Consider the following 24,996-nt stretch of genomic DNA (forward strand, 5'->3'; position numbering starts at 1 on the left):
CAGGTCAGGGGCATGTGGGTGGTGCTCGTGCGCGGTGTGGTGATGAGGGAGGCCGTGGCGGTTCACCCCGCGGCGCGCCGCCCCGACCTCGCGCCGCGCTACGTGCACGACCGCGACCCGGCGACGCGGGGTGCCCTGCCCGCCGCGGAGTTCGCCGCGCGGCAGCGGGCCCTGGTCGCCGGCGAGCGGTGGCTCCTGGACGGGAACTACGGCGGTAGCCTGGAGATCCGGCTCGCCGCCGCGGACACCGTCATCGTGCTCGATCCGCCGCGGCGGATGTGCCTGCGCCGCGCCGTCCTGCGCGCCCTGCGCGACCGGGGCCGGGACAAGCAGGCGCCGGGGTGTCCGGAGCGCCTGTCGTTCGAGTTCCTGGTCTGGATCTGGCGCTTCCGCCGCCGCTCGCGGCCCCTGGCCCTGCGCAAGATCGCCGAGCACGCCACCGGCGCCCGGCAGCTCCTGCTGACCACCCCGCGCGAGGCCGAACTGTTCCTCGCCGCCCTGGCCCGGGAGAAATCCGCCGGTTCGGAACGTTGACCGGGTATGGCTGTCGTGTTGCTGTTGTACATCGTCGCCGAGGTGGCTGCCGTCTGGGCGGTCAGTTCGCTCATCGGCTTCCTGGGCACCCTGGGGCTGCTCGTCGTCGGGGCGTTCCTCGGGTCGTGGCTCGCCCGGCGGGAAGGGGCGCGCGCCGCTCAGGCGTTCCTCGCCACCGCGCGGGCCGGGCGCTCCCCGCACGCCGAGATCACCGACGGCATGCTCGTCGCCTTCGGCGGGTTGCTCATCATGATCCCGGGTTTCCTCTCCGACCTCGCCGGGCTGGCCCTGCTGCTGCCGCCGACCCGCGGCGTCGTGCGCCGGGCGTGGCTCAAGCGCGCCGAACGCCGCATGCCGAACCGGTTGATCGTCGTCGACGGCGAGGTGGTCGACAAGGAGACCACCAACCGCCCGATCATCGAGGGCTAGGCGGCCCCGCTCGCCAGCCCACCACCACCCTCAACGGAGGCGCTTCGCGCCGCTCTACCCGACTCGGGGAATATCGAAGTAACCCGACAGCCGTACCGCGGGCGCGTACTCGCCCTTCACCTTGACCTTCCCGGTCACGAACATCGCCGCCACCGCGGCGTTGCCCGTCGCCACGCGGAAGAAGTCGTCCGGCGCGATGGTGATCGTCGTGTCCGGCTCGCGCCCCAGGTCCGTCCCCGAGTAGCACCGGCCGTCCTCGATCACCGTCTGGAACCGGTCGTAGCCGCCGATGCCGGAACCGCCCGGGAACCGCCAGCACACCACGAGACTCGAGTACCGCGCCTTCTCCGCCAGGAAGTGGTCCGACATCCGGCGGAAGATCTCCTCCAGGAACACCATCCGCAGTTCGGGGTGCTCGGCGATCGCCCGGAGCTGCTCCTTCGACGCGCGGCGCACGACGTCGGCGAGGGTTTCGGTGGACAGCCCGCTCAGGTGCACCCCGGTCTCGGCCGAGCCCAGCATGTGCAGAGTTTCGAGCAGCTGGATGAACTGCTCCGCGGACAACCTGCTCAGATCGATCTGGCGGGCGAACGCGTCGACCACTGTGCCGGACACAGGCGGAGATTCTACCGGCGAACGGGTGAAGAGGTAGCGTTTCGGCGTGACGGAAGACGTGAAGGCCCCGCGCTCGCGGCGGTTGCCCAGGGCCGTGCGGGAACGGCAGATCCTGGACGCCGCCGTCGAGGTGTTCTCACGGCACGGCTACCACTCCGCGTCGATGGACGAGATCTCCGAGGTCGCCGGCGTCTCCAAGCCGATGATCTACTCCTACCTGGGCGCCAAGGAGGACCTGTTCGCCAAGTGCATCCGCCGCGAGGCCGGTCGCCTGATGGAGGCGGTCCGCGACGGCCTGCGCTCGGAACTGCCGCCGGACATGCAGCTGTGGCACGGCCTGCGCTCGTTCTACCGCTTCGTCGCCGAGTACCGGGACTCGTGGACGGTGCTGCACCGCCAGGCGCTGACCGTCGGCGGCCGCTTCGCCGACGAGATCACCGTGCTGCGCTCGCGGGCCATCGAGGTGGTCACCGCGCTCGTGGTCACCGCGGGCATGAAGAAGGGCCTGGGGGACCGGGCCGAGTTCTCCGGCCCGGCCCTCGCCGTGGCGCTCGTGGGTGCCGCCGAGTCGCTGGCCGACTGGTGGCTCGATCACTCCGAGGTGTCGGACGGAGTGCTCGCGTCGTGGCTGATGAACCTGGTGTGGCTGGGGTTCAACGACCTCATCGAGGGTTCGGTGTGGCGCCCGGAGGAGTGATCGTCCCCTCCAGGTGCGGCTTCGGTTTCTTCGCGGCCCACAGCTCGAAGGCCCACCCGTCGCCGGTCTGCCACGACGTGAACGCGACCTTCGCCGGCAGCAGCACGGGCAGCTTGAACTTCACGTCGACCGTGTAGGCCTCCGGCAGCCTGCCCTCGAACGCGGCCAGCACCCGCGCCTTGGTCCACATGCCGTGCGCGATCGCCGACGGGAAGCCGAACAGCCTCGCGGTCAACGGGTGCAGGTGGATCGGGTTGCGGTCGCCGGACACCTCCGCGTAGCGGCGCCCGATGTCGCCGGGCACCCGCCAGATCGCCTTGGGCGCGGGCGCCGCGAGCTGCTCGCGCTTGCCGCCGCCTTCGCCGCCACCGCGCCGCAGGTACGTGCTCACTTCTGTCCAAATCGGACCGTCGGCGGTGGTGTACTCGCTGATCACGTCGAACTGGCGGCCCTTTTCGTGCGGGCGCAGGTTCTCCGCGCGCACCCGCACCGTGCCGGTGTCGGTCAGCCGCACCGGGCGGTGCTGCGTGATGCGGTTGGCGACGTGGACCATGCCCAGCAACGGGAACGGGAAGTCCGGTTGCGTCATCAGCGCCATCTGCAGCGGAAACGCGAGCATGTGCGGATAGGTCACCGGCAGCTCGTCGCCCAGCCGGAACCCGCAGACCTGGTTGTAGGCCGCGACGTGCGCCGGGTCGAACTCGACCCCCGCGCGCACGTATTCGGTGTCCGGCAGGCCGCCGCCACCGCTGTGCGGCAGCAACGCCTTGGCGTACAACGGCGCCAGCTTCGGCGCCTCGCGGAGTTCACGAACGTCACTGCCCGTCATCACGCCCCCAGCAGTGCCTGGCCGCACACGCGGACCACGTTGCCGTTCACCGCGGCCGAGGCCGGGTTGGCGTACCAGGCGATCGTCTCGGCGACGTCGACCGGCAGCCCGCCCTGACCCAGGCTGGACAGCCGCCGCCCGGCCTCGCGGATGAACAGCGGGACCGCCGCGGTCATCTGCGTCTCGATGAACCCGGGCGCGACGGCGTTGATGGTGGCGCCGTACTCGGCGAGCTTCGGCGCGCCGTCGGCGACCATGCCGATCACGCCGGCCTTGCTGGTGCCGTAGTTGGTCTGGCCCACGTTGCCCGCGATGCCGGCGATCGACGAGACGCCGATGATGCGGCCGTTCTCGCGGAGCACCTTCTCGCTCAGCAGCTTGTCGTTGACGGCCAGCTGCGCGACCAGGTTGACCGTGAGCACCGCGTCCCACGCGCCCTCGGTGAGGTTGCCGAGCGTCTTGTCGCGGGTGATGCCGGCGTTGTGCACGACGATGTCCACGCCGCCGTGCCGCTCCTTCAGGTAGGACGCGAGCTTGTCCGGCGCGTCCGCGGCGGTGATGTCCAGCTGCAGCGCGGAGCCGCCGACCTTGTTGGCGACCGCGGACAGGTCGCCGCCCTGCGCCGGGATGTCCAGGCCCACGACGTGCGCGCCGTCGCGGGCGAGCACCTGGGCGATCGCCGCGCCGATACCCCGCGAGGCGCCGGTGACCAGGGCGACCTTGCCGTCGAGGGGCTTGTCCCAGTTCTCGATCGCGGGCACCGCGGGCGTGCCGGTGGCGCCGACGCGGATCACCTGGGCGTCCACGAACGCGGACTTGGCGGACAGCACGAACCGCAGCGTCGACTCGGCGGCCTCCTCGGCGCCGGGCGCGACGTAGACGAGCTGGGCGGTCGCGCCGCGCTTGAGCTCCTTGCCGACCGAGCGGACGAACCCTTCGAGCGCGCGCTGGGCGATCCGCTCCCGGCCGTCGACCAGCTCAGGCGGGGTGCCGAGCACGACGACCCGGCCGCAGTAGCCGATCTTGCGGATCACCGGGTGGAAGAACAGGTACACCTCGCGCAGCTGCGCGGGGTCGGTGATGCCGGTGGCGTCGAACACCAGGCCGCCGTAGCGCTGGTCGCCGCCCGCCTGCTCGGTCAGCACCGTGATGCCGGCCGCCGCGAGCTGGTTCGGCACGGTCTTTTCGAGCCGTCCGCCGGGCGCGGCGCCGAAAAGTGCGGGACCATCGAGCGGGGGCCGGCCGGGGCGGTACCGGCGCAGCACCGGCGGGTTGGGCAGCCCGAGCTTGGGCACCAGGAACTTCCCGATCGGCGTCTTGGTGAACTGCTGATACCGGTCGGCCATGACGTGCCTCCTTACCGAGCTTACCTACTCACGAGTAGGTTACACTGTCATCCGAGGCTCACCACCGCAGTGGGAGGAATTGATGGACGTTCGTCGCGTCGCCATCGTCGGCGGCAACCGCATCCCGTTCGCGCGGTCGAACGGCCGCTACGCCAACGCGTCCAACCAGGACATGCTCACCGCCGCCCTGGACGGCCTGGTGAGCCGCTTCGCGCTGCAGGGCGAGCGCATCGGCGAGGTCGCCGCGGGTGCCGTGCTCAAGCACGCGCGGGACTTCAACCTGGCCCGGGAGAGCGTGCTGGGCAGCAAGCTGTCGCCGGAGACGCCGGCCGCGGACGTCCAGATGGCGTGCGGCACCGGTCTGCAGGCGATCGTCAACGTCGCCAACAAGATCGCGCTCGGGCAGATCGACTCGGCGATCGCCGGTGGCGTGGACACCACCTCGGACGCCCCGCTCGCGGTGAACGACGACCTGCGCCGCATCCTGGTGCAGCTCAACTCCGCGAAGACGGTCGGCCAGCGGCTCAAGCTGCTGACCAAGCTTCGTCCGGGTCAGATCGTGCCGGAGATCCCGCGCAACGCCGAGCCGCGCACCGGGCTGTCGATGGGCGAGCACGCGTCGCTGACGGCCAAGGAGTGGGAGATCTCGCGCGAGGAGCAGGACGTCCTGGCCGCGACCAGCCACCAGCGCCTCGCCGCCGCCTACGAGCGCGGGTTCTTCGACGACCTGGTGACGCCGTACCTCGGCCTGTCCCGCGACCAGAACCTGCGGCCGGACTCGACCGCGGAGAAGCTGGCCAAGCTCAAGCCGGTGTTCGGCGGCCCCGACGGCACGATGACCGCGGGCAACTCGACCCCGCTGACCGACGGCGCGTCGACGGTCCTGCTGGCCACCGAGGAGTGGGCCGCCGAGCGGAAGCTGCCGGTCCTGGCGTACCTGACGTTCTCGGAGACCGCGGCGGTGGACTACGTGCACGGCGGCGAGGGCCTGCTGATGGCCCCGGCGTACGCGGTGCCGCGGATGCTGGCGAAGGCCGGGCTGACGCTGCAGGACTTCGACTTCTACGAGATCCACGAGGCGTTCGCCTCCCAGGTGCTCGCGACGTTGAAGGCGTGGGAGAGCCCGGCCTTCGCCAAGGAGAAGCTGGGGCTGGACCAGCCGCTGGGGCCGATCGACCGGTCGAAGCTGAACGTGAACGGCTCGTCGCTGGCCGCGGGACACCCGTTCGCCGCGACGGGCGGCCGCATCGTGGCGACGCTGGCGAAGCTGCTGCACGAGAAGGGCTCGGGCCGGGGCCTGATCTCGATCTGCGCGGCAGGCGGCCAGGGCATCACGGCGATCCTGGAGAAGTGACCGCGAAGGGCCACCCTCGGCGAGGGTGGCCCTTCGTCGTCACACCGGCAGGACGTCGCGGGCGGAGGCGGCCGTCGACTGGATCTGCTTCGTCGCCTTGTGCGCCTTCTTGCTCGCCTTCTCCGTGGCCTTGTGGGCACGCTTGCTCGCCTTGTCGGCGGCGCGGCGGGCGCGCCAGCCCAGCGACGGCTTGCCCTCGGTGTCGGCGGCCGCGATCAGCAGCCCGCCGGCCAGGCCGGCGTTCTTGAGCAGCTGGATCAGCTGCTGCTGCTTCTCCTGCGGGTCCTTGGCCTCCCAGAACGGGTGCCCGGCGACGGTCGTCGGCACCAGGCTGCCCAGCAGCGCCAGCGCGGACAGCCGCGGGAACTTGCCGAGCGCGAACAGGGTCCCGGCCGCGATCTTCACCCCGGCGTCGATCTTGACCAGGCTCACCGGGTCGGTGGGAACGGCCTCGGGCAGCTTGTCCCGCTGCTCGCCGACCTTGTCGAGCACGGGCTTGACCGCCTCGGCGTGCCCCTCGGGCTGCCTCAGGGCGTTGATACCGCCGTAGATGAAGATGCTCGCCAGCATGGGGCGGGCCAGTCGACGCAAGATCACGATCCTCGCCTTCCTCGGATGCGACATGTCACGTCGAGGATCTACCCATTCCCGCGTCTGTTCATCCCTAAGCTTTTCTAGCTCTCACACTAGAGTAAGCTAGAAAGAGATAGCGACACGCCGATACCGGAATCTCCGCAAATATCGGGGTCGCCCTAGACACGCCGATACGTTGGCAGAGTGGACCCGATCCGCAACCCCTTCGCACCGGGCGCCGGGCAACGGCCGCCGGAGCTGGCCGGCCGTGAACGCGAGCTGACCGCGTTCGAGGTGGTGTTGCAGCGGGTCGCCCGCGGCCGCCCGGAACGCAGCCTCGTGCTGACCGGCCTGCGCGGCGTCGGCAAGACCGTGCTGCTTGGCGAGTTGCGGTCGATGGCCGTGAAACACCGGTGGGGCGCGGGCAAGATCGAGGCGCGCCCGGACGCGGAGCTGCGACGGCCGCTGTCGGCGGCCCTGCACCGCGCGATCCGGGACCTCGCGGTGCGGCACCGGGCGCCGGACCGGGTGGAAGAGGTCCTCGGCGTGCTGAAAGCGTTTGCGCTGCGCTCCAACAAGGCGGACGCGAAGCTGCGGGACCGGTGGCAGCCGGGCATCGACGTGCCGGCCGCGCAGGGCCGGGCCGACTCCGGGGACATCGAGATCGACCTGGTCGAGTTGTTCACCGACGTGGCCGAACTGGCCGCGGACGTCGGCACCGGCGTGGCCCTGCTGATCGACGAGATCCAGGACCTGCAGCCCGACGACGTGTCGGCGCTGTGCGCGGCGTGCCACGAGCTGTCCCAGTCCGGCGCGCCGCTGGTGGTGGTCGGCGCCGGGCTGCCGCACGTGCCCGCGGTGCTGTCGGCCTCGAAGTCCTACTCCGAGCGGCTGTTCCGGTACGTGCGCATCGACCGGCTCAACCGCGCGGAGGCCGACCGCGCGGTGCTGGCGCCGATCGAACGCGAGGACGCCGGCATCGAACCCGAGGCGCTGGACGCGTTGTTCGACGCCTCCGGCGGCTACCCGTACTTCATCCAGGCCTACGCGAAGGCCGCCTGGGACGCGGCACCGGACGACCCGATCACCGTGCAGGACGTGCAGGTCGCCGCCCCCGAAGCCGAGCAGGAACTCGCGGTCGGCTTCTTCGGGTCCCGCTACGAACGCGCCACGCCGGCCGAGCGCGAGTACCTGCGCGCGATGGCGGAGCTGACCCAGGGCCGCGACGAGAGCGCGGGCACCTCGGACGTGGCGGTCTACCTGGGCCGCAAGCCCTCGTCACTGTCCCCGGCGCGGGACTCGCTGATGAAGAAGGGGCTGGTGTACTCCGCGGAGCGCGGGCACATCGCCTTCACCGTGCCGCACTTCGGGCACTACCTGCTCAGCCGAGCCGTGGACTGACCAGCTCCGGTTCCTCCGCGGCGACCCGCTCGTCGTAGGCCGCGTGCGCCGCGGCGATCTCCTGCTGGTGCTCTTCGGTCCAGGTCACCAGCGACTTGATCACCCGGTGCAGCGACATGCCCAGCGGGGTCAGCTCGTAGTCCACCCGCGGTGGCACCACCGGGTAGACCGTCCGGCTGATGATCCCGTCCCGCTCCAGGTGCCGCAGCGTCACGGTGAGCATCCGCTGGCTGACCCCGTCGATCGCCCGCCGCAGCTCGGAGAACCGCATCGTGCGCCGGTCGAGCAACGCGATCACGAGCAGGGACCACTTGTCCGCCACCCGGTCGAGGATGTGCCGGACGTCGCAGTCCGCGCGGGTGTCCCACTGCCTGACCTCGTCGTCTTCGGTTCCCGTGCAGTAACCGAGTGCCTTTGAAGTGCCGTCTTCCACAGTCGTCAATGGTCACACAAGATTCGTCTGTTACCAATCGAAACCTTGGGAGCGGATCTCGTGTCCACCACCGTCGAAGCGCGACCGCGCTTCACGCCCCGAACCTGGGGGATGCTGTTCGTCCTCTGCGGCGCGATCTTCCTGGAGGGCATCGACGTCGCGATGCTGAACGTCGCGCTGCCCGCCATCCGCGCCGACCTCGGCCTGTCCACCGGTGAGCTGCAGTGGGTGGTCAGCGCCTACGTGCTCGGCTACGGCGGGTTCATGCTGGCCGGTGGCCGGGCCGCCGACCTGTTCGGCAGGCGCCGCATGTTCCTGGTCTGGCTCGCCGTGTTCCTGGTCGTCTCCGCCGTCGGCGGGCTCGCCGGCGAGGGCTGGCTGCTCATCGTCGCGCGGTTCGTCGCGGGTGTCGCCGCCGCGGTGATGACCCCGGCCGGCCTGTCGATCATCACCACCAGCTTCGAGGAGGGCCCGCAGCGCAACCGGGCGTTGCTGGTCTACTCCGGCACGGCCGCGGGCGGCTTCTCGCTCGGGCTGGTGCTCGGCGGGCTGCTCAGCGCCGTGGACTGGCGGCTGGTGCTGTTCGCGCCCGCCGTACTGGCGCTGATCATCCTGGTGCTCGGCGTCGCGTTCATCCCCGCCACGCCCCGCGAGCGCACCGCAGACCGGCGGGTCGACGTGCTCGGCGCGGTGACCATCACGGCCGCCATCGTGCTGCTGGTGCTCGGCGTCGAGCGCTCCACGCACGTGTCCGCGGGCTGGACCACCGCGACGGTCGCCGCCGGGCTCGCGTTCGCCGCCGTCTTCGTCCTGGTCGAGCGCCGGTCCGCCGCCCCGCTGGTGCGGCTCGGCCTGCTCCGGTCCGGGGCGCTGGTGCGCGCCAACCTGGCCGGTCTGCTGTTCGCCGCGGCCTTCTTCGGGTTCCAGTTCATCGCCGTGCTGTACCTGCAGGAACTGCGCGGGTGGAGTTCGCTGCAGACCAGCCTGGCGATGCTGGCGATCGGCGCGGACGCCGTCCTCGCCCCGACCCTGACCCCACGGCTGGTCGAGCGGTTCGGCAACGCGAAGGTCATCGTGGCCGGCCTGGTGCTCGCCGTGGTGTCCTACGCGTTGTTCCTGCCGATCGGCACGGACACCGTCTACCTCGCGATGTTCCCGACGATGATCGTGCTCGGGGTGGCGTTCGCGCTGGCCTACGGTCCGCTGACGATCGTCGCCACCGACGGGGTCGCCGAGCGCGAGCAGGGGCTGGCCGGCGGGTTGCTGTACACGTCGTTCCAGTTCGGCGCGGCGCTCGGGCTCGCCGCCTGCACGGCGGTGCTCACCGGGGCGTCCGTGGGCGTGGACGGCTACCGGACGGCGCTGGTGGTGCCGATCGCGGCCGCCGCGGTGGCCGCCGTGATCAGCGCGTTCGGATTGCGGGTGGCGCGATGAGCCGGACCGTGCGCTCCTTCGCCGAACTCGAAGCCGAGTTCAACGCCTACGTCGGCTCGATCGGGTACGCCACCATGGTCACCGTCGACTCGCGGAACCGGCCGCGCACGCGGATCCTCATCCCGGTCTGGGAGAACGTGGACGGGCAGCCGCGCGGGTGGCTGGCCACCTACCGGACCCCGGTCAAGGCCGCCCACCTGGCCCGCAACCCGCACACCTCGTTCTCCTACTGGAAGCCGGGGAACAACTCGGTGGCCGTCGAGGCGGTGGCCGAATGGGTCGACGACCTGGACGTGAAGTCGCACGTGTGGCGGCTCTACCGCAACACGAGCCCGCGCGGCGCCGGGTACGACCTGGGCGCGTTCTGGCGGTCGCCGTCGGATCCGAAGCTGCACGTCCTGCGCCTGGAGCCGTGGCGGATCCAGGTGATCCGCGGCGCCGACCTCCGCAGCCGCATCTGGGAGTCTCTACCGCTTTCTAGTGACCAAGCTAGAAAGGGCGATCTTCCGCAAGATTGGGCTGCGGCCGATGATTCGTAGGCAAGTGCCCTAGGTCACCGGACAATCGTTGGCAACCTTGTGAAAAAAGGTGCATACTGGAAGCACAGCCACCGAGATGCACGAGGGATGCGAACACCGATGAGCAACATCGCCGCCAAGCTCCGAGCCCGCCGCGCCGAGGCGCGCACCCGCCGGGCGCTGAGCCGCGCGATCGACACCGCCGGCTCCGTGACGGTCCGCCAGGAGCTGATCGCCATCGCCCAGGCGCGTCAGTCCAACTTGCGCTGAAGCGTGAGCTAGACCACAACTAGATCAGGTTGTAACGCCACCAGGGGAAGTGGCGATACCCCAGATGACCCCGTGATGCTGGCGGACCCCCGACCTGGCAGCATCACGGGGTTTCCAATTTCCCGGGTCCCCACGGGCGAACATCCCCGCAGATGTCACGGGCACCGCCCTGCCTGACGGTCGCGACACAGTGGCCGTTCTGGCTGAAAACCACCTCGAAAAACCACTTGCGCCCGATCCCGGCGGGAGTAGTGTTTGACTCAGTCAACGAGTTTGTTGAGGTGGTCAATGAGCGACCAGGCACTCCGGGACCGCGTCACGCAGGTCCGCGCCTTCAACCGGCTCTACACCGGTCTCATCGGGGTCCTCGAAGAAGGGCTCGTCGGCAGCGACTACAGCCTCGGCGAGGCCCGGGTGCTCTACGAGCTGGCCCAGGAGGGCGTCACCGAGGTCGCCGAGCTGCGTCGCCGCCTCGATCTGGACCCCGGGTACGCCAGCCGCCTGCTCGCCCGTCTGGAAAGCCGCGGCCTGCTGGTCCGGGAACGCCACGAGACCGACGGGCGCCGCCAGCTCGTCCGGCTCACCGACGCCGGCCGCGCCGAGCAGCAGGTCCTCGAGGACCGCACCACCGCGCAGATCGGCGAGCTGCTGGGCCGCCTCACCGACGACGACCAGCACCGCCTGGTCACGTCCATGCGCACGATCAGCCACCTCGTCGGCGACCGCCAGCCCGCCCCGGCGCTCGTGCTGCGCCCGCCCCGGCCCGGCGACTTCGGCTGGGTCGTGCAGCGCAACGGCGCGATCTACGCCCAGGAGTACGGCTGGGACGCCACCTACGAAGCCCTCGTCGCGCGGATCATCGCCGACTACGTCGACCACCACGACCCGGCCCGCGAGGCCGGGTGGATCGCCGAGCTGGGCGGGGAACGCGCCGGCTGCGTGTTCTGCGTGCGCGGCTCGGACGACAAGACCGCGAAACTGCGCCTGCTGCTCGTCGAACCGCACGCCCGCGGCCACGGCGTCGGCAAGCGCCTGGTGGACGAGTGCCTGGCCTTCGCGCGGGCGCACGGCTACACCGCGATGGAACTGTGGACCAACAGCGTCCTGGTCGCCGCGCGGCACATCTACCGGCGGGCGGGGTTCGAACTCGTCGACTCGCAACCCCACCACAGCTTCGGACACGACCTCGTCGGCGAAACGTGGCGGCGGGAGCTGTGACCCGATGTTCGTCGTCTACTGCGAAACCTGCGACACCCGGACCCTGATGGGGATCGACGAGGTGGAGTGGGTGCACAACCTGATGCCCGGCGTCATCTCGGTGACCACCGCCTGCCCGCGCGGGCACCCGACCGTCGTCCTCACCGGCGACAAGTTCCGCCCGAAGGCCGATCCGCGCATCCCGGACCGCATCCCGCCGCTGTGGGTGCGCGCCTACCGACACCCGGCGAAGTGGTGGGCCCGGCTGCTCGGCCGCCTGCTCCGCAAGTACGAGATCCAGCGCGACCTGCACGAAGCGCTCTACCGCTTCTGATCGCGGCCCATCGTGTAGAACTCCGGGTTGGGCCGCAGCGCGGTCAGGTGCGCCAGCCGGTTGGACATCGCGAACAACGCGGTGATCGCGCCGACGTCCCAGATCTCGTCCTCGGTCAGCCCCGCCTTGCGCGCGGCTTCGAGGTCGGCTTCGCCGAACATTTCGGGCTTGCGAGCCAGCGCGAGCGCCAGATCGACGATCGCGCGGCCCCGCTCGTCCAGTTCGACCTGCCACGGGTTCGTGGCGACCCGGTCGGCCAGCTGCGGATCCTTTGCACGGATCCGCAGGATCGCGCCGTGGGCGACCACGCAGTAGGTGCAGTGGTTCGCCCCCGACGTCGCCACCACGACCAGCTCCCGCTCGGCCTTGGTCAGGCCGTCGGTGCGTTCCATGAGCGCGTCGTGGTAGTCGAGGAAGGCGCGCAGCTCAGCCGGCCGGTGCCCCAGCGCCCGGAAGACATTCGGCACGAAGCCCGACTTCTCCGCGATCACGCCGATGCGCTCCCGCAGGTCCTCGGGCAGGTCTTCCAGCTCCGTGACACCGAACCGGCTGTCCACGTCATCCTCCTAGTGGGCCGCGCCGATGGGGCGCAGGTCCTTGTCGTGCTCGTCGGCGTGGTAGTCGGTGCCCTCGGTGTCGTCCGTGCCGTTGAACACCTTCAGGCTCCGGGCAATCACCGTGACGATCACCGCCACCACCAGGTTCGCGATCAGCGCCACGAACCCGGGGTAGATCTGGATCATCGAGCCCGAGAACGGGTGCCAGCCGAAGATCGACAGCTTGTCCAGCGCGAGCGCGGAACCGCCGAAGTGCGCCTTGCCCGTCTTCGGGTTCGGGATGCCGTAGAGCATGATGATGCCCCACACCATGCCGACGATCCAGCCGGCGATCAGGCCCCACCGGTGCAGCCACCGCGTGTAGAGCGCGATCGCCACCGCGGGCAGCGTCTGCAGGATCAGCACGCCACCGATGAGCTGCAGGTCGATCGAGAACTGCGGGTCGATGAACAGGATGAACGCGACCGCGCCGAACTTCACGACCAGCGACGCGAGCTTGGCCTGCTTGGCCTCCTGCGCCGGGGTGGCGTCCCGCTTCAGGTACTCCTTGTAGATGTTGCGGGTCCACAGGTTCGCCGCGGCGATCGACATGATCGCGGCGGGCACCAGCGCGCCGATGCCGATCGCGGCGAACGCCACACCCGCGAACCACGACGGGAACTGCGTGTCGAACAGCACCGGCACCACGGTGTTGGAGTCGGGGTTGCCGGTGGCGGCGTTGGTGATCGGCTTGACGCCCGCGGTCAGCGCGACGTAGCCGAGCAGCGCGAGCAGGCCCAGCAGCAGCGAGTACGCCGGCAGCGCGATCATGTTCCGCTTGATCACGCTGCGGCCGCGCGAGGCGAGCACACCGGTGAGCGAGTGCGGGTACAGGAACAGCGCCAGCGCCGAACCGAGCGCCAGGGTGACGTACTGCAGCTGGTTGTTCGCGGTCAGCAGGATCGAACCGGACGGGTTGCCCGTCTTCGGATCCGGCGTCTGCAGCTTCTGCTGGCTCACGTCGAAGATGTGCGACCAGCCGCCGAGCTTGGCAGGCAGGTAGAACACCGCGACCAGGATGACGACGTAGATCAGGCCGTCCTTGACGAACGCGATCAGCGCCGGCGCGCGCAGGCCCGACTGGTAGGTGTAGAGCGCCAGCACGAGGAACGCGATCAGCAGCGGCAGGTGACCGGCGATGCCGGCGCCGTTGAGACCCATCGTCCGCAGCACCGCTTCCAGGCCGACCAGCTGCAGCGCGATGTAGGGCATGGTCGCGACGATGCCGGTGATCGCGATCAGCAGCGCCAGCGTCGGCGAACCGTAGCGGCCGCGCACGAAGTCGGCCGGTGTCACGTAACCACGCGAGCGGGACACCGACCACATCCGCAGCGCGGGCAGGAAGACGATCGGGTACAGGATCACGGTGTAGGGCAGGGCGTAGAAACCCAGCGCGCCGGCGCCGAACACGAGCGCGGGCACGGCCACGAAGGTGTAGGCGGTGTAGAGGTCACCGCCGACGAGGAACCAGGTGATCCACGAGCCGAACTTGCGGCCGCCCAGCCCCCACTCGTCGAGGTGGTCCAGCGAGGCCGCCGCGCGCCACCGGGACGCGACGAAACCCATCACGCTGACCACCAGGAACAGCAGGACGAAAACGCTCAGCTCCACCCACTGCAGGCCGCTGCCGGGTGCCTGTGCCAGTGCCATCACTTCTCACCCTCGTCCAGCTCTTCCACGGCGAGCCGGTCCGGCTTGCCCTTCACCACCGGCTTCCCCTTGGTCATCACGTAGACGATCGCCACGGAGACGACCCCGACGAGCACGAAGAGGAACTGGTACCAGTAGAAGAACGGCAGTCCCAGGACCCGCGGCTTGTCGAAGTTGAACCACGGCGTGACGAGCATCAGCAGTGGTAACAGCAGGAGCAGGTTCCACGGGCTGATCTGGAGCCCGGTGACCTTCCCGGCGGCTTTGCCAGACATGTGACCTCACTTGGACGGGACAGGGCGGGCTTGACCTTAAGTGCTGAACCACCCGTCGTCACGCTCCCCGGATATCGATTTGATCAGGGCAACACCCGACGAAGGCAGGTTGCCCGGCTCCGGTGCGGCCGATATGAATGAGGCCGCCGCGGCGTACGCGCGCGGTAGCGGGCAGTGACGAAGGGGCGAGCATGACACGGACGCGCTGGGCGGTGGTGATCCCGGCTCTGGCCGGCACCCTGCTGGCGGCGGGCACACCAGCGATCGCGGCACCGGCCGGACCCGCGCTGAACTCGACCGGCATCCCGGATCGCTACGCACAGCAGGCGCTGGACTGGCACACCTGCACCACGGACGAGCTGTCGGGGCAGACCCCGCCGGCCGGCGCCGAGGGCATCGAGTGCGCGACCTACTCCGCACCGCGCGACTGGTCGTCGCCGAACCAGGGCATCGACGTGACGATCGCGGTCAGCCGGCTCAAGGCGACCGGCGAGGCGACGGAGAGCACGTTCGTCAACCCGGGCGGGCCGGGCGCACCGGGCCGGATGTTCCCGGCGCGGCTGCGCAACCAGACCCAGGTGCGTGAGCACCAGGAGATCATCGGGTTCGATGCGCGCGGCACCGGCAAGAGCACGAACATCACCTGCGGCGGCGCGATCGGCACCGGCGCCGACCTCGACCCGCGGGACCGCAGCCGGGAGAACCTGAAGCTGATCCTGGACGCCACCGAGTACGCGGCCGACTCGTGCCAGGTGAAGTCCGGCGACCTCGGGCCGTTCATCAACACCCGGCAGACGATCAACGACCTCGACCTGCTGCGCGTGCTGCTGAAGCGGCAGAAGATCAACTGGGTCGGGTACTCGGCGGGCACCTGGATGGGCGCGCACTACGCGCAGGCCTTCCCGAACCGGACCGGCAAGTTCGTGCTGGACTCGAACACCGAGTTCACCACCACCTGGCAGAAGTCGTTCGACTGGCAGCCGCTGGGCTTCGAGCGGCGCTGGCGCGAGGACTTCCTGCCGTGGATGGCGAAGTACGACAGCCTCTACCACTTCGGCACCACCGCCGAGATGGCGCGGCAGACGTACGAGCAGGTGCGCTACGCCCTGACGCAGAACCCGGTGGAGGTCGACCGCACGAAGCTGTCGGCCAACGCGCTGGACTCGTTCATCGTCTCCGAGCTGTACAACAAGCGGTTCTTCCCCGAGCTGGCCGACTACCTGGTCAACGTGCGGAACCTGACTCAGGGCACGGCGTCGGCGCAGCAGCAGACGGCGCTGCTGGACCAGGTGAAGACCGTCACCGACGCGGTCGGCCCGCAGCCGCTGATGGTGCCGAGCGACTACGACGACGCCTACGACGCGAGCTTCTGGACGATCCCCTGCAACGAGGGGCCGTGGTTCGGCAACCGCAACACGGCGGTGCGGCAGTCCGCGCAGCTGGGGCCGAAGTACCCGCTGCTGGGCTGGGGCTGGCTGATCCAGCCGTGCATCTTCTGGAACAACAAGCCGGAGCCGCTGCCGGTCCTGGACGGCCGGGGTGTCCCGCCGGTGCTGATGGTGCAGGCGACGCACGACCCGGCGACGCCGATCGAGGGCGCCGAGCGGGCGCACCGCGCGTTCCAGGGGTCGCGGATGATCACCGTGACCGACGAGGGTGACCACGGGATCTACGCTGGCGGCAACGCGGCGGTGGACAAGGTTGTGGAAGATTTCCTCGTGGACGGGGTGGTGCCGCGGGACCAGACGCTGCCTGGTATGCCGCTGCCCGACCCGACCGCCTAGTTCTTGGTCTCGAGGACCCCGCCGGGCTCGTTCCCGGCGGGGTTCTCCGGTTCTCGGGTCAGTTCCCGGAACCGGCCCGTGCAGGTGCACAGGACCAGGTAGACCAGGGTCAACAGGAACATCAGCCCGCCTGCCAGCAACATGACGACCTCCTCTCGGCCAGGTACCACTGAGACGTGCGACACAGCGGATGAGTTGCCGGTCCGGCGGTTTTCTTGCCTCCGTTCTTCTGGTAGTCCCCAGCCTGTGCACAGAGTTGTCCACAGGCTGGGGACAACTGGGCGGATAGACTGTGGCCATGGTGCGAGTCCCGCTGACCGAAGCCGAACGCGAACGCGGCGAGCGTCTCGGTGCCGCACTGCGAGCCGCGCGGGGTCCGCGCAGCATGGCCGAGGTGGCTCTGGAGGCGGGCGTCTCGGTGGAGACGCTGCGGAAGATCGAGACCGGGCGGATTCCCACGCCGGCGTTCTTCACGGTGGTCGCCCTCGCGGACGCGGTCGGACTCCCACTGGACGCCCTCCGCGACGCGATCAGCGGCGTACCGACGGGGTAGCCGAGCACGCACGACGCAGCCCGCCAGAACGCAGAACTCGCCCGCCGGAGCGTGGAACTCGCTCGCCGGAGCGTGGAACTCGCCCGCCAGAGTGTGGGACTCGCCCACCCGAACGTGGAACTCGCCCGCCGGAGCGTGGAACTCGCCCGCCGGAGCGTGGAACTCGCCCGCCGGAGCGTGGAACTCGCCCGCCGGAGCGCGGAACTCACCCACCCGAGCGTGGAACTCGCCCGCCGGAGCGCGGAACCCGCCCACCCGAACGTGGAACTCGCCCGCCGGAGCGTGGGACTCGCCCGCCGGAGTGTGGGACTCGCGCGGCTGAACGTGGGACTCGCGGTTAGGACAGGTGCTCCAGCACCTGAGCGAAGTCAGCCATGCTCCGCTCCAGCACCGACACGTAGGTGATCCCCAGCTTCTCCCGCATGTCCGAGAGCTGGGCGACGATCTCCGGCACCGAGCCCACCAGCAGCGTCGGCAGCTCACCGATCGCCTCGACGCTCATGTCCGGCGCGAACCGCTGCAGGTCCGCCAGCGCCGCGCGCCGGTCGTCGGTCACCACGACCAGCTGCACCAGCACGTTGATCTCCGCCTCGCGCGTGCCGAGCCGGGAGCGCACGAACGCCACCCGCTCCGCGAACGCGTCCGCGTCGGCGAGCCCGACCAGCCCGCCCTCCTTCGCCGTGGGCGCCCCGGTCAGCGCGATCGTGTCGGCGTGCTCGGCGGCCATCGTCAGCATCCGGTCGCCCCAGCCGCCCAGCAGCAGCGGCGGCCCGCCGTCCTGCGCCGGCCGCGGCTGGTAGTCCGGGTCCGCGAACAGCCTGCGCAGCTCCACGACCGTCCGCTCGACGTGGTCGATCCGGCGCCCCGGCCACGGCAGTCCGGCCGCTTCGAACTCCTCGCGCACGTACCCCGCGCCGAGGCCGAGTTCCAGCCGCCCGTCGCAGAACTGGTCGGTGGTCGCGACGTCCCGCGCCAGCACGGCGGGGTGGTAGAAGGGCGCGTTGAGCACGAAGGTGCCCAGCCGCACCCGGGAAGTCGTCTCCGCCGCGAGCGCCAGCGCCGGGAACGGCGCGGGCATCCCGAGGTGGTCGGCCACGGTCACGACGTCGAACCCGAGATCCTCGGCCCGCCGGACCTTGTCCACGAACTCCGCCCGCGTCCCGGGCTCCATCATGTTCACGCCGAATCGCATCCCCAGCATGGTCCGACCATAGGGCCGGAAACGACGGAACGGCCACCCCCGGCCGAAGCCGGGAATGGCCGTTCCACGGGGAAAACTCAGCCCAGGCGCTGCTTCAGCGCCGCCAGCTCGTCGTGCAGGCTGGAGGGCACCCGGTCGCCGATCTTGGCGAACCACTCCTCGATCAGCGGGATCTCCTGGCGCCACTCCTCGGGCTTGACCGCGAGCGACTCCTGGACGTCCTCGAGCGGCTCGGCGATGCCTTCGAGGTCGAGGTCCTCGGCGCGCGGCACCAGGCCGACCGGGGTCTCCACCGCACCGGCGCGACCCTCGAGGCGCTCGACGATCCACTTGAGCACCCGCGAGTTCTCGCCGAAGCCCGGCCACAGGAACCGCTTGTCGTCGCCGCGGCGGAACCAGTTCACGTAGAAGATCTTCGGCAGCTTGCCGGCGTCGGCGTTCTTGCCGGTGTCCAGCCAGTGCTGGAAGTACGCACCGGCGTGGTAGCCGAGGAACGGCAGCATCGCCATCGGGTCGCGACGCACCTCGCCGACCTTGCCGGCCGCGGCGGCGGTCTTCTCCGACGACATGGTGGCGCCCATGAACACGCCGTGCTGCCAGTCGCGGGCCTCGGTCACCAGCGGGACCGTGGTGGCGCGGCGGCCGCCGAACAGGATCGCCGAGATCGGCACGCCCTTCGGGTCGTCCCACTCCGGCGCCAGCGTCGGGACCTGCGCGATCGGGGTGCAGAACCGCGAGTTCGGGTGCGCGGCCGGCTCGTCCGACTCGGGCGTCCAGTCGCGACCCTTCCAGTCGGTCAGGTGCGCCGGCGGCTCCTTGGTCATGCCCTCCCACCACACGTCGCCGTCGTCGGTCAGCGCGACGTTGGTGAAGACGGTGTTGCCGGCCTCGATGGTCTTCATCGCCACCGGGTTGGTCTTCTCACCGGTGCCCGGCGCGACGCCGAACAGGCCGAACTCGGGGTTGATCGCGTACAGGCGGCCGTCCTCGCCGAACCGCATCCACGCGATGTCGTCACCGATGGTCTCGGCGCGCCAGCCCGGGATGGTCGGCTGCAGCATCGCGAGGTTGGTCTTGCCGCACGCGCTCGGGAACGCGGCCGCCACGTAGTAGGCCTTGTTCTCCGGCGAGATCAGCTTGAGGATCAGCATGTGCTCGGCGAGCCAGCCTTCGTCACGGGCCATGACGGAGGCGATCCGCAGCGAGTAGCACTTCTTGCCCAGCAGCGAGTTGCCGCCGTAGCCCGAGCCGTAGCTCCAGATCGTCCGGCTCTCCGGGAAGTGCGAGATGTACTTCGTGTCGTTGCACGGCCACGGCACGTCCTTCTCGCCCGGCTCCAGCGGCTTGCCGACCGAGTGCAGGGCGGGCACGAACTCGCGCTCGGTGCCGTCCTCCTTGACGAACTTCTCCAGCGCCTTGGTGCCCATGCGGGTCATCACCCGCATCGACGCCACGACGTAGGCGAAGTCGGTGACCTCGATGCCCAGCTTGGGGTTCTCGTCGCCGAGCGGGCCCATGCAGAACGGGATGACGTACATCGTCCGACCACGCATGCAGCCCCGGTAGAGCTCGGTCATGGTGGCCCGCATCTCGTCCGGGTGCATCCAGTTGTTGGTCGGCCCGGCGTCTTCTTCCTTTTCGGAGCAGATGAAGGTCCGCTCCTCGACCCGCGCGACGTCGCTGGGGTCCGAAGCGGCCCAGAAGGAGTTCGGCTTCGCCGTCAACGGGACGAACGTGCCGGCCTCGACCAGCTCGTTGTTGATGCGCTCGGCCTCCTCGTCGGAGCCGTCGCACCACACCACTCGGTCAGGGGTGGTCAGCTCGGCGACCTCCCGTACCCACGCAAGCACACCGCTGTGCGACGTCGGCGCCTTGTCCAGTCCCGGGATGGCTACTGCAGTCATTCCTTCTCCTGACTTCGACGGCAGGAACGCCCGCCCGGAATCTGGTCCGGGAAGCGCTCCGTCGCCGGCGACCGAATGGCTTCGCACACCGGCTGCCCTACCGGTGTGCTGGAAATACTGGGATTCCCCGAGGGTAGCCGGATGGACGGCAGGTAACCGAGGCCTGACCTGTCGGTTCTCTCACAAGAACGATCAGGGAATCGATTCAGATATCGCTGAACCGGCGTAGCGTCGAAAGTTCTTCGGCTCGCGCGTGATCTTGCTGATATCCGCGGCGGGGTGATTTGCCCGAAAACGCGGTCGGGCCCCGGCCGTCCGCGGGGACGACCGGGGCCCGTTTCCGCCCGCTTCCGGAAGGTTCAGTTCTGGGAGATCCACTGACCGGTGCCGGAGTCGATCTTGGCGACCCCCTCGACCGCCTGGGCGCCGCCGCCGCCCCAGAGCTGGTCGCTGTCCGGCGGCACCTCGGCGGTGAACCCGCTCGTGGTCTCGGTCCACTCGCCGGGGCCGGTGTGCTGGTAGGTGGTCGTCTCGCCGTCGGGCGTGATGATCGTCTGCACGTCGGCCCGGCCGTCGCCGTCGACGTCGGTGAAGACCCGGGTGTTGCCCTGGTCGTCGGTCACGACCGCGCTGTCGGCGGTGCCGTCGTTGTCGCTGTCCACCGTCGCCGGGCCGACCTCGACCGTGCCGTCGGACATGTCCGCGGTGATCTCGCCGGCGCGGCCGGTCTCGGTGGCGTCCGGCTCGCCCGCCTCGGAGTCGTGGTCGGCCACCCAGTCGCCGGTGGTCTCGTCGTAGCGGGCCAGGTCCACGACGTTGCCCTCGGTGTCGGTGTGCACGTACTGGTCGGCGTGCCCGTCGTCGTCGGTGTCGACGTACGCGGTGATCGTGCCGTCGGCGTTGTCGAGGCGGACCGTCTCGTTGACCCCGTCGTGGTTGAGGTCCATGTTCTCTTCGGCCGTGTAGGTCTGCCCGTCGACCGTGATCTCCAGGTCACCGTCGGAGGTCGTGGCGTCGGTGGGCTCAACCCCGCCGGTCTCATCGATCCACACGCCGAACTCCCAAGTCTCGTACCACTACGGTCACACAGTTGGACTCACGTTATTCCCGTTCGGTTCCCCGGCACAACCGAGCACGTCAGCCCTGCTCACGCAGCGTCCGGATGCGCCCGAGCAGGGTCTCGGCGCGATCCCGGCCGTCGCCGACCTCCTTGAGCCTCCGGCTCACCGCGGCCAGCTTCTTCGCCCGCTCCTGCGCGCCCATCTTGATCGACTTGTCGACCTGCTTGAGCTCGGCCTCGATCGCGTCGATCCGGCGGGACAGGGCCTCGTCCAGCGCCAGCGACAACTGCTGCTCGGCCTCGATCAGCTGCTCGGCGACCAGCTGGTCGAGGATCGAGCGCGCCTCCGCGATCGACTCGACCAGCCACTGCTTGAGGTGCTGCTTGTCCGCGGCGTGCCGCCGGGTGCGGGCCATCCACCAGCCGGCGCCCAGGCCGACGACGATCGTCGCGGGCAGCACCACCGGGTTGAGCAGGGCGACCCCGGCCAGCGGCAGCGCGGCGATCTTGCCGGCGCCGACCCCGCCGGAGATGCCCATGAAGATCAGCAGCTTGTCCTCGGGTGTGGACGGTTTGCGGTCCGGCGGCCGCAGCACCACCTGCGGCCCGCCCGCGCGGAGGAACTGGGCGCGGATCACGTCCAGCTCCTCGGGCGCGAACAGCTCGGCGAGCGCGATCTCGGTGACCCGGTTCAGCCGCTGCGCCATGGTCGCCGACACGCGCTGGGAGATCATCTGCAGCGCCGCGTCCACCTGCTGCGGCAGCTGGGCCAGCTGGTCGCGCTTGGCGTTGTCGATCTGGGCGCGGAAGTAGGACTGGGCGTCGCGGACCTGCCTGCTGGTCTCGTGGCCGAGGTCGACCCGGGCGCGCTGGATCTCGCCGCGCAGCTTGAGCTGCCAGCCGCGGGTGGACGTCTTGCGCTCGGCCGCCAGCTCGTCACGGCGCTCGCGCAGCCGCTCGGCCTCGGCCTCGCCGGAGGACAGGGCCCGCTGCTCGGCCAGCAGACCGGCGTGCACCTCGCCGAGCGCGCTGGACAGGGCCCGCAGCGTGTTGGCCTCGCCGAGCATCGCGGACCGGCCGACGACGAGTTCCTGCAGCGCGGCCTGCAGTTCGATCACGCCGGACCGCTCGCGCAGCATCACCGCGGCCTGCTCGTTGGGCGCCTTCGCGGCCATCTCGAACATCCGCGCCGACACCGGGTGGAACACCGCGTCGGCGAATCGGGGCGCGTGCTCGGCCAGCAGCCGCCGGTCGGCCTCCAGCACCTCCCGCCAGCCGCGGAAGGCGTCCGTTTTGGACAGTGCGAACACGACGGTCTCCACGCGGCCGCCGACGCGGCGCAGGAACTCCAGCTCACCGGCGGTGAACGGGGCCGAGGCGTCGACGACGAACAACAGCGCGGTCGCGTTGGCCGCGGCCTCGGCGGCCAGCTCACCGTGCATCGAGTCGAGCCCGCCCACGCCCGGGGTATCGACCAGCGAGAGCCGCTCCAGGATCGGGACCGGGCCGGTGACCTCGACGTACCGCGGCGGCAGCTGGCCGTCGGGCAGCTCGTGCGTGGCCGACACCCAGCGGACCAGCTCGGGCAGCGGCACGGCAACCGGCGCGAGCTGACCGGGGTAGCAGGCCTGCGCGCCCCACTCCGGGGCGTGGTCGAAGACGAGGTAGCCGGCGGTGGCGACGTCGGCGTCCACCGGGGACAGGCCCGGGGTCGCCAGCAGGGCGTTGACCAGGGAACTCTTGCCGCGGTTGGTCTCGCCGACCACCACGACCTGCGGCTTCTTCGGCCGCGAACGGCGGACCTCCTCGACCCACCCCGCGGCTTTCGGATCGCTCTCGCGCAACAGGGCCAGCAGCGTTTCGCGGGCCTGCTTGACCTGGGTGGGCAGGGACGAAAGCGGCGGAGCGGTCACGAGCGGACCTTAGCGCTTCGTGTAGACCGTCACGACGGGCGCGCGCAGCAGGCGGCCGCCGTCGGTGAACCCGACCACCTCGGTCTCGGCGACCACGCCGTCCAGCGCCGGGTCGTCGGTCTTGATCGCGCCACCGGCCTCGTGCACGGACGGGTCGAACCGCTGCCCGTCCGGCCGCACCGCCTCCACCCCGACGCGGGCCAGCCCTTGTTCGAGGCGCTCGACCACGCCTCCGCTGCGCGCCCGGTCCAGGGCGTAGAGGCAGAGCTGGATCAGCTCCTGCCGGTCGGCCCGCGCCTGTTCCAGCGCTTCCGGGCCGGCGGCGGCCAGATCGGATACACGGTTCACATCGGTGTTGGACGGGGGTTGCGCCGCTGTGGTTCCCTCGACCTCGTCGATGATTTTCGCCAGTTGCGCGCCGGGGATCTGCCCGGTCGGGGAGTCGTCCGCGGACCGGCGCCGGAACCAGGAAACCACGCTCGTCACCCCTCGGTCATCTCAGCTGCTGCCAGATGAGGAAGTACGCCCGGTGCACGACGTGCGCGACGCGGCTCTGCGCCGGCGTCGCGCCGAAGGACGCGAACGACCGCCACCAGCCGGCGCGTTCCAGCGCGTGCGCGGCCAGTTCCGGCCGGGACGCGCCGGGCAGGCCCAGCTGCTCGTCGATGTCGGCGTTGCTGCCCACCCGCAGGACCTCCTCGGCCAGGTCCTCGGGCATGTCGACGGCGCCGGCCACGACCAGGGTGAGCGCCTCCAGCAGCCGCAGCTGGTGCGCCTCGGGTTTGGCGAGCAGCACCTCGATGGCGTCGTGCACGCGTTGCCGCTCGGCCGGATCGCCGGAGGCGTGGGCCAGCGCGGTGACCGACGCGAGCGCGGCCGCGGCCTTGATCCCGTCGGCGCGGGCGGCGAAGACCGTGTTCAGGCGGGCGCGGACGGCGTCCAGCCCGGAGGCGGCGAGCAGCAGCCTGCGCAGCGCGCCCGCGGTGATCGTCTCGTCGGCGCGGATCGCGTCGATGGCGCGGCGGATGCCGTACAGGTCGAGCTTCTCCAGCAGCCGCAACCGGGTGCCGGCCGGGACCTCGCAGTCCCAGCTGGTGAAGATGTCGGCCGCCATCAGCATGGTCTCCCGCGTCGCGTCGTCCAGCGCGGCCAGCTGGCGCAGCGCGTCGGCGTCGGCGGAGGTGAAGTTGCCCGACTCGGCGGACTCGGCGATCAGCCCGATCACCGGCAGCACGTCGGCGACCCGCGGCTTGAGCAGCAGGCCCTGCTTCTCGGCGAGGATCGACGCGGCCCGCCACACGTCACCGCCGGACCCCTCGACGGACTCCGGCGGGATGGTGTCGGCCTTGTTCAGCACCGCGATCGCGTTGACCGGGCCCGCCTCGCGGCTGGCGGTGGCGGCGGTGAACGCGGCGAGCGCCTGCTGGTCGTCGGCGCGCACGCCCTGGGTCACGACGTAGAGGACGGCCTCGGCGCCGGCGACCGCGTTGCGTGAGGTCTCGTCCAGCTCGTCGCCGCCGTCCGCGGACTCCACGGCCTGGGCGGCGCCGAGTAGCTGCTCGGTGCGGGAGACCGACGCGGCGTCCAGCGAACCGAGGCCCGGGGTGTCGATCACGGTCATGTCCTGCAGGACCGCGCTGGTCAGGTACGCCTCGATGTGCGAGACCTTGCTGATGTCCACGCCCAGCTCGGCCGGGATCGACCCGTCCGGCGCGAACGGCAGCACCTGCTTGTGGCCGCCCGCGAACACGACCTCGATGCGGTCCACCGTGCCGTACTGGAAGCGGGTCACCAGGCGGGTGCACTCGCCCACGTCGGTCGGCGCGACCCGCCGCCCGATCAGCGCGTTGACCAGCGTCGACTTGCCGGATTTGATGCGCCCGGCGACCGCGACCTGCAGCGGCGCGCCCAGGCGGCGCAGCACCTCGGCGAACCCGGCGGCGGTGCGGGCGGAGACCTGCGGCTGCAGGCGGCGGCAGAGGTTGGCCACCGACACCGACAGCGGACCGGCCAGGCGGCCCTGATCCGTCGTCGCCGTCACGTCGCCCCTCCCGGTGCCCTGCGGTTGTGCCCTCGAATCCTGCCATGACCTCGGT

General features: G+C 70.5%; 27 protein-coding genes. 12 read left to right on the plus strand and 15 right to left on the minus strand.

The genetic code is table 11. The features are described 5' to 3' along the window. Positions 1-42: 42 nt before the first annotated feature. The gene (locus tag L1857_RS01660; RefSeq protein WP_198958106.1) at positions 43-534 is read left to right on the plus strand and encodes a P-loop NTPase family protein; all 492 of its coding nucleotides are present in this window, start codon (positions 43-45) and stop codon (positions 532-534) included. A gap of 6 nt (positions 535-540) precedes the next feature. Next, positions 541-963: an FxsA family protein gene (locus tag L1857_RS01665; RefSeq protein ID WP_094003206.1), complete on the plus strand. Its 423-nt coding sequence runs from the start codon at positions 541-543 to the stop codon at positions 961-963. Positions 964-1,017: 54 nt separating this feature from the next. On the opposite strand, the gene L1857_RS01670 is transcribed toward L1857_RS01665, so the two are convergent. Continuing rightward, positions 1,018-1,578, minus strand: a complete 561-nt coding sequence (locus L1857_RS01670) for an SCP2 sterol-binding domain-containing protein (protein ID WP_094003207.1) — start codon at positions 1,576-1,578, stop codon at positions 1,018-1,020. A 46-nt stretch (positions 1,579-1,624) separates the two neighbouring features. Here L1857_RS01670 and L1857_RS01675 point away from each other — a divergent pair, with 46 nt between their 5' ends. Continuing rightward, positions 1,625-2,275 carry a TetR/AcrR family transcriptional regulator gene (locus L1857_RS01675; protein WP_094003208.1) on the plus strand — a complete coding sequence of 217 codons (651 nt, stop codon included), beginning with the start codon at positions 1,625-1,627 and terminating at the stop codon, positions 2,273-2,275. Here L1857_RS01675 and L1857_RS01680 read toward each other — a convergent pair. Next, positions 2,241-3,104: a MaoC/PaaZ C-terminal domain-containing protein gene (locus L1857_RS01680; protein WP_116110316.1), complete on the minus strand. Its 864-nt coding sequence runs from the start codon at positions 3,102-3,104 to the stop codon at positions 2,241-2,243. The two genes, L1857_RS01675 and L1857_RS01680, sit on opposite strands and share 35 nt — an antisense overlap. Further along, on the minus strand, positions 3,104-4,450 hold the full coding sequence (locus tag L1857_RS01685; RefSeq protein ID WP_116110270.1) for a 3-oxoacyl-ACP reductase: 1,347 nt from the start codon (positions 4,448-4,450) through the stop codon (positions 3,104-3,106). The genes L1857_RS01680 and L1857_RS01685 overlap by 1 nt, the downstream gene beginning before the upstream one ends. Before the next feature lie 82 nt (positions 4,451-4,532). On the opposite strand from L1857_RS01685, the gene L1857_RS01690 reads away from it, so the two are divergent. Continuing rightward, positions 4,533-5,804: an acetyl-CoA C-acetyltransferase gene (locus L1857_RS01690; RefSeq protein ID WP_094003210.1), complete on the plus strand. Its 1,272-nt coding sequence runs from the start codon at positions 4,533-4,535 to the stop codon at positions 5,802-5,804. A 39-nt stretch (positions 5,805-5,843) separates the two neighbouring features. Here the strand turns inward: L1857_RS01690 and L1857_RS01695 are convergent, their stop codons facing one another. Next, positions 5,844-6,401, minus strand: coding sequence for a DoxX family protein (locus L1857_RS01695; RefSeq protein WP_233157019.1), 558 nt, complete (start codon positions 6,399-6,401; stop codon positions 5,844-5,846). 180 nt (positions 6,402-6,581) lie between these two features. On the opposite strand from L1857_RS01695, the gene L1857_RS01700 reads away from it, so the two are divergent. Continuing rightward, on the plus strand, positions 6,582-7,778 hold the full coding sequence (locus L1857_RS01700) for an ATP-binding protein (protein WP_094003212.1): 1,197 nt from the start codon (positions 6,582-6,584) through the stop codon (positions 7,776-7,778). Here L1857_RS01700 and L1857_RS01705 read toward each other — a convergent pair. Continuing rightward, the gene (locus L1857_RS01705; RefSeq protein WP_116110271.1) at positions 7,759-8,211 is read right to left on the minus strand and encodes a winged helix-turn-helix transcriptional regulator; all 453 of its coding nucleotides are present in this window, start codon (positions 8,209-8,211) and stop codon (positions 7,759-7,761) included. The genes L1857_RS01700 and L1857_RS01705 overlap by 20 nt on opposite strands. Before the next feature lie 60 nt (positions 8,212-8,271). Here L1857_RS01705 and L1857_RS01710 point away from each other — a divergent pair, with 60 nt between their 5' ends. The 5 genes from L1857_RS01710 (at position 8,272) to L1857_RS01730 (ending at position 11,964) form a co-directional block, all read left to right on the plus strand. Next, positions 8,272-9,645 (plus strand): MFS transporter, encoded by a 1,374-nt coding sequence (locus tag L1857_RS01710; protein WP_240323134.1) that lies wholly within the window; start codon positions 8,272-8,274, stop codon positions 9,643-9,645. Further along, positions 9,642-10,184 (plus strand): pyridoxamine 5'-phosphate oxidase family protein, encoded by a 543-nt coding sequence (locus L1857_RS01715; RefSeq protein WP_116110273.1) that lies wholly within the window; start codon positions 9,642-9,644, stop codon positions 10,182-10,184. The genes L1857_RS01710 and L1857_RS01715 overlap by 4 nt, the downstream gene beginning before the upstream one ends. Before the next feature lie 99 nt (positions 10,185-10,283). Then, positions 10,284-10,433 carry a hypothetical protein gene (locus L1857_RS01720; RefSeq protein ID WP_017985832.1) on the plus strand — a complete coding sequence of 50 codons (150 nt, stop codon included), beginning with the start codon at positions 10,284-10,286 and terminating at the stop codon, positions 10,431-10,433. Between the two features lie 288 nt (positions 10,434-10,721). Then, on the plus strand, positions 10,722-11,651 hold the full coding sequence (locus tag L1857_RS01725; RefSeq protein ID WP_116110274.1) for a bifunctional helix-turn-helix transcriptional regulator/GNAT family N-acetyltransferase: 930 nt from the start codon (positions 10,722-10,724) through the stop codon (positions 11,649-11,651). 4 nt (positions 11,652-11,655) lie between these two features. Continuing rightward, entirely contained in the window at positions 11,656-11,964 is a 309-nt protein-coding gene (locus L1857_RS01730) for a hypothetical protein (protein ID WP_116110275.1), read from the plus strand. Here L1857_RS01730 and L1857_RS01735 read toward each other — a convergent pair. From L1857_RS01735 to L1857_RS01745, 3 genes are read right to left on the minus strand one after another with little or no spacing between them, the layout of a single operon-like run. Next, on the minus strand, positions 11,952-12,521 hold the full coding sequence (locus tag L1857_RS01735; RefSeq protein ID WP_094003218.1) for a peroxidase-related enzyme: 570 nt from the start codon (positions 12,519-12,521) through the stop codon (positions 11,952-11,954). The genes L1857_RS01730 and L1857_RS01735 overlap by 13 nt on opposite strands. A 9-nt stretch (positions 12,522-12,530) precedes the next feature. Further along, positions 12,531-14,210, minus strand: a complete 1,680-nt coding sequence (mctP, locus tag L1857_RS01740) for a monocarboxylate uptake permease MctP (RefSeq protein ID WP_094003219.1) — start codon at positions 14,208-14,210, stop codon at positions 12,531-12,533. Further along, positions 14,210-14,485: a DUF3311 domain-containing protein gene (locus tag L1857_RS01745; protein ID WP_094003220.1), complete on the minus strand. Its 276-nt coding sequence runs from the start codon at positions 14,483-14,485 to the stop codon at positions 14,210-14,212. Before L1857_RS01745 ends, mctP begins: the two co-directional genes overlap by 1 nt. Positions 14,486-14,676: 191 nt before the next feature. Here L1857_RS01745 and L1857_RS01750 point away from each other — a divergent pair, with 191 nt between their 5' ends. Then, positions 14,677-16,269, plus strand: coding sequence for an alpha/beta hydrolase (locus L1857_RS01750; RefSeq protein WP_116110276.1), 1,593 nt, complete (start codon positions 14,677-14,679; stop codon positions 16,267-16,269). On the opposite strand, the gene L1857_RS01755 is transcribed toward L1857_RS01750, so the two are convergent. Beyond that, positions 16,266-16,412 (minus strand): hypothetical protein, encoded by a 147-nt coding sequence (locus tag L1857_RS01755; RefSeq protein WP_167481496.1) that lies wholly within the window; start codon positions 16,410-16,412, stop codon positions 16,266-16,268. The two genes, L1857_RS01750 and L1857_RS01755, sit on opposite strands and share 4 nt — an antisense overlap. 155 nt (positions 16,413-16,567) lie before the next feature. Here L1857_RS01755 and L1857_RS01760 point away from each other — a divergent pair, with 155 nt between their 5' ends. Then, entirely contained in the window at positions 16,568-16,822 is a 255-nt protein-coding gene (locus L1857_RS01760) for a helix-turn-helix domain-containing protein (protein ID WP_116110277.1), read from the plus strand. Between the two features lie 337 nt (positions 16,823-17,159). On the opposite strand, the gene L1857_RS01765 is transcribed toward L1857_RS01760, so the two are convergent. The 6 genes from L1857_RS01765 to L1857_RS01790 all read right to left on the minus strand — a co-directional run bounded on the left by L1857_RS01765 (position 17,160) and on the right by L1857_RS01790 (position 24,941). Next, positions 17,160-18,023, minus strand: coding sequence for a TIGR03621 family F420-dependent LLM class oxidoreductase (locus tag L1857_RS01765; protein ID WP_116110278.1), 864 nt, complete (start codon positions 18,021-18,023; stop codon positions 17,160-17,162). Positions 18,024-18,100: 77 nt separating this feature from the next. After that, complete coding sequence (locus tag L1857_RS01770) at positions 18,101-19,927, minus strand: phosphoenolpyruvate carboxykinase (GTP) (RefSeq protein ID WP_116110279.1); 1,827 nt, start codon at positions 19,925-19,927, stop codon at positions 18,101-18,103. 359 nt (positions 19,928-20,286) lie between these two features. Next, positions 20,287-20,979 (minus strand): DUF6802 family protein, encoded by a 693-nt coding sequence (locus tag L1857_RS01775; protein WP_094003225.1) that lies wholly within the window; start codon positions 20,977-20,979, stop codon positions 20,287-20,289. A gap of 85 nt (positions 20,980-21,064) precedes the next feature. Further along, entirely contained in the window at positions 21,065-22,900 is a 1,836-nt protein-coding gene (locus tag L1857_RS01780; protein ID WP_094003226.1) for a dynamin family protein, read from the minus strand. A 9-nt stretch (positions 22,901-22,909) separates the two neighbouring features. Continuing rightward, complete coding sequence (grpE, locus tag L1857_RS01785) at positions 22,910-23,386, minus strand: nucleotide exchange factor GrpE (RefSeq protein WP_094003227.1); 477 nt, start codon at positions 23,384-23,386, stop codon at positions 22,910-22,912. Between the two features lie 7 nt (positions 23,387-23,393). Next, positions 23,394-24,941, minus strand: a complete 1,548-nt coding sequence (locus L1857_RS01790; protein ID WP_094003228.1) for a dynamin family protein — start codon at positions 24,939-24,941, stop codon at positions 23,394-23,396. Positions 24,942-24,996 lie beyond the last annotated feature (55 nt).

Origin of the sequence: Amycolatopsis thermalba, assembly GCF_023376025.1 — a bacterium.
GTDB lineage: Bacteria > Actinomycetota > Actinomycetes > Mycobacteriales > Pseudonocardiaceae > Amycolatopsis_E > Amycolatopsis_E thermalba.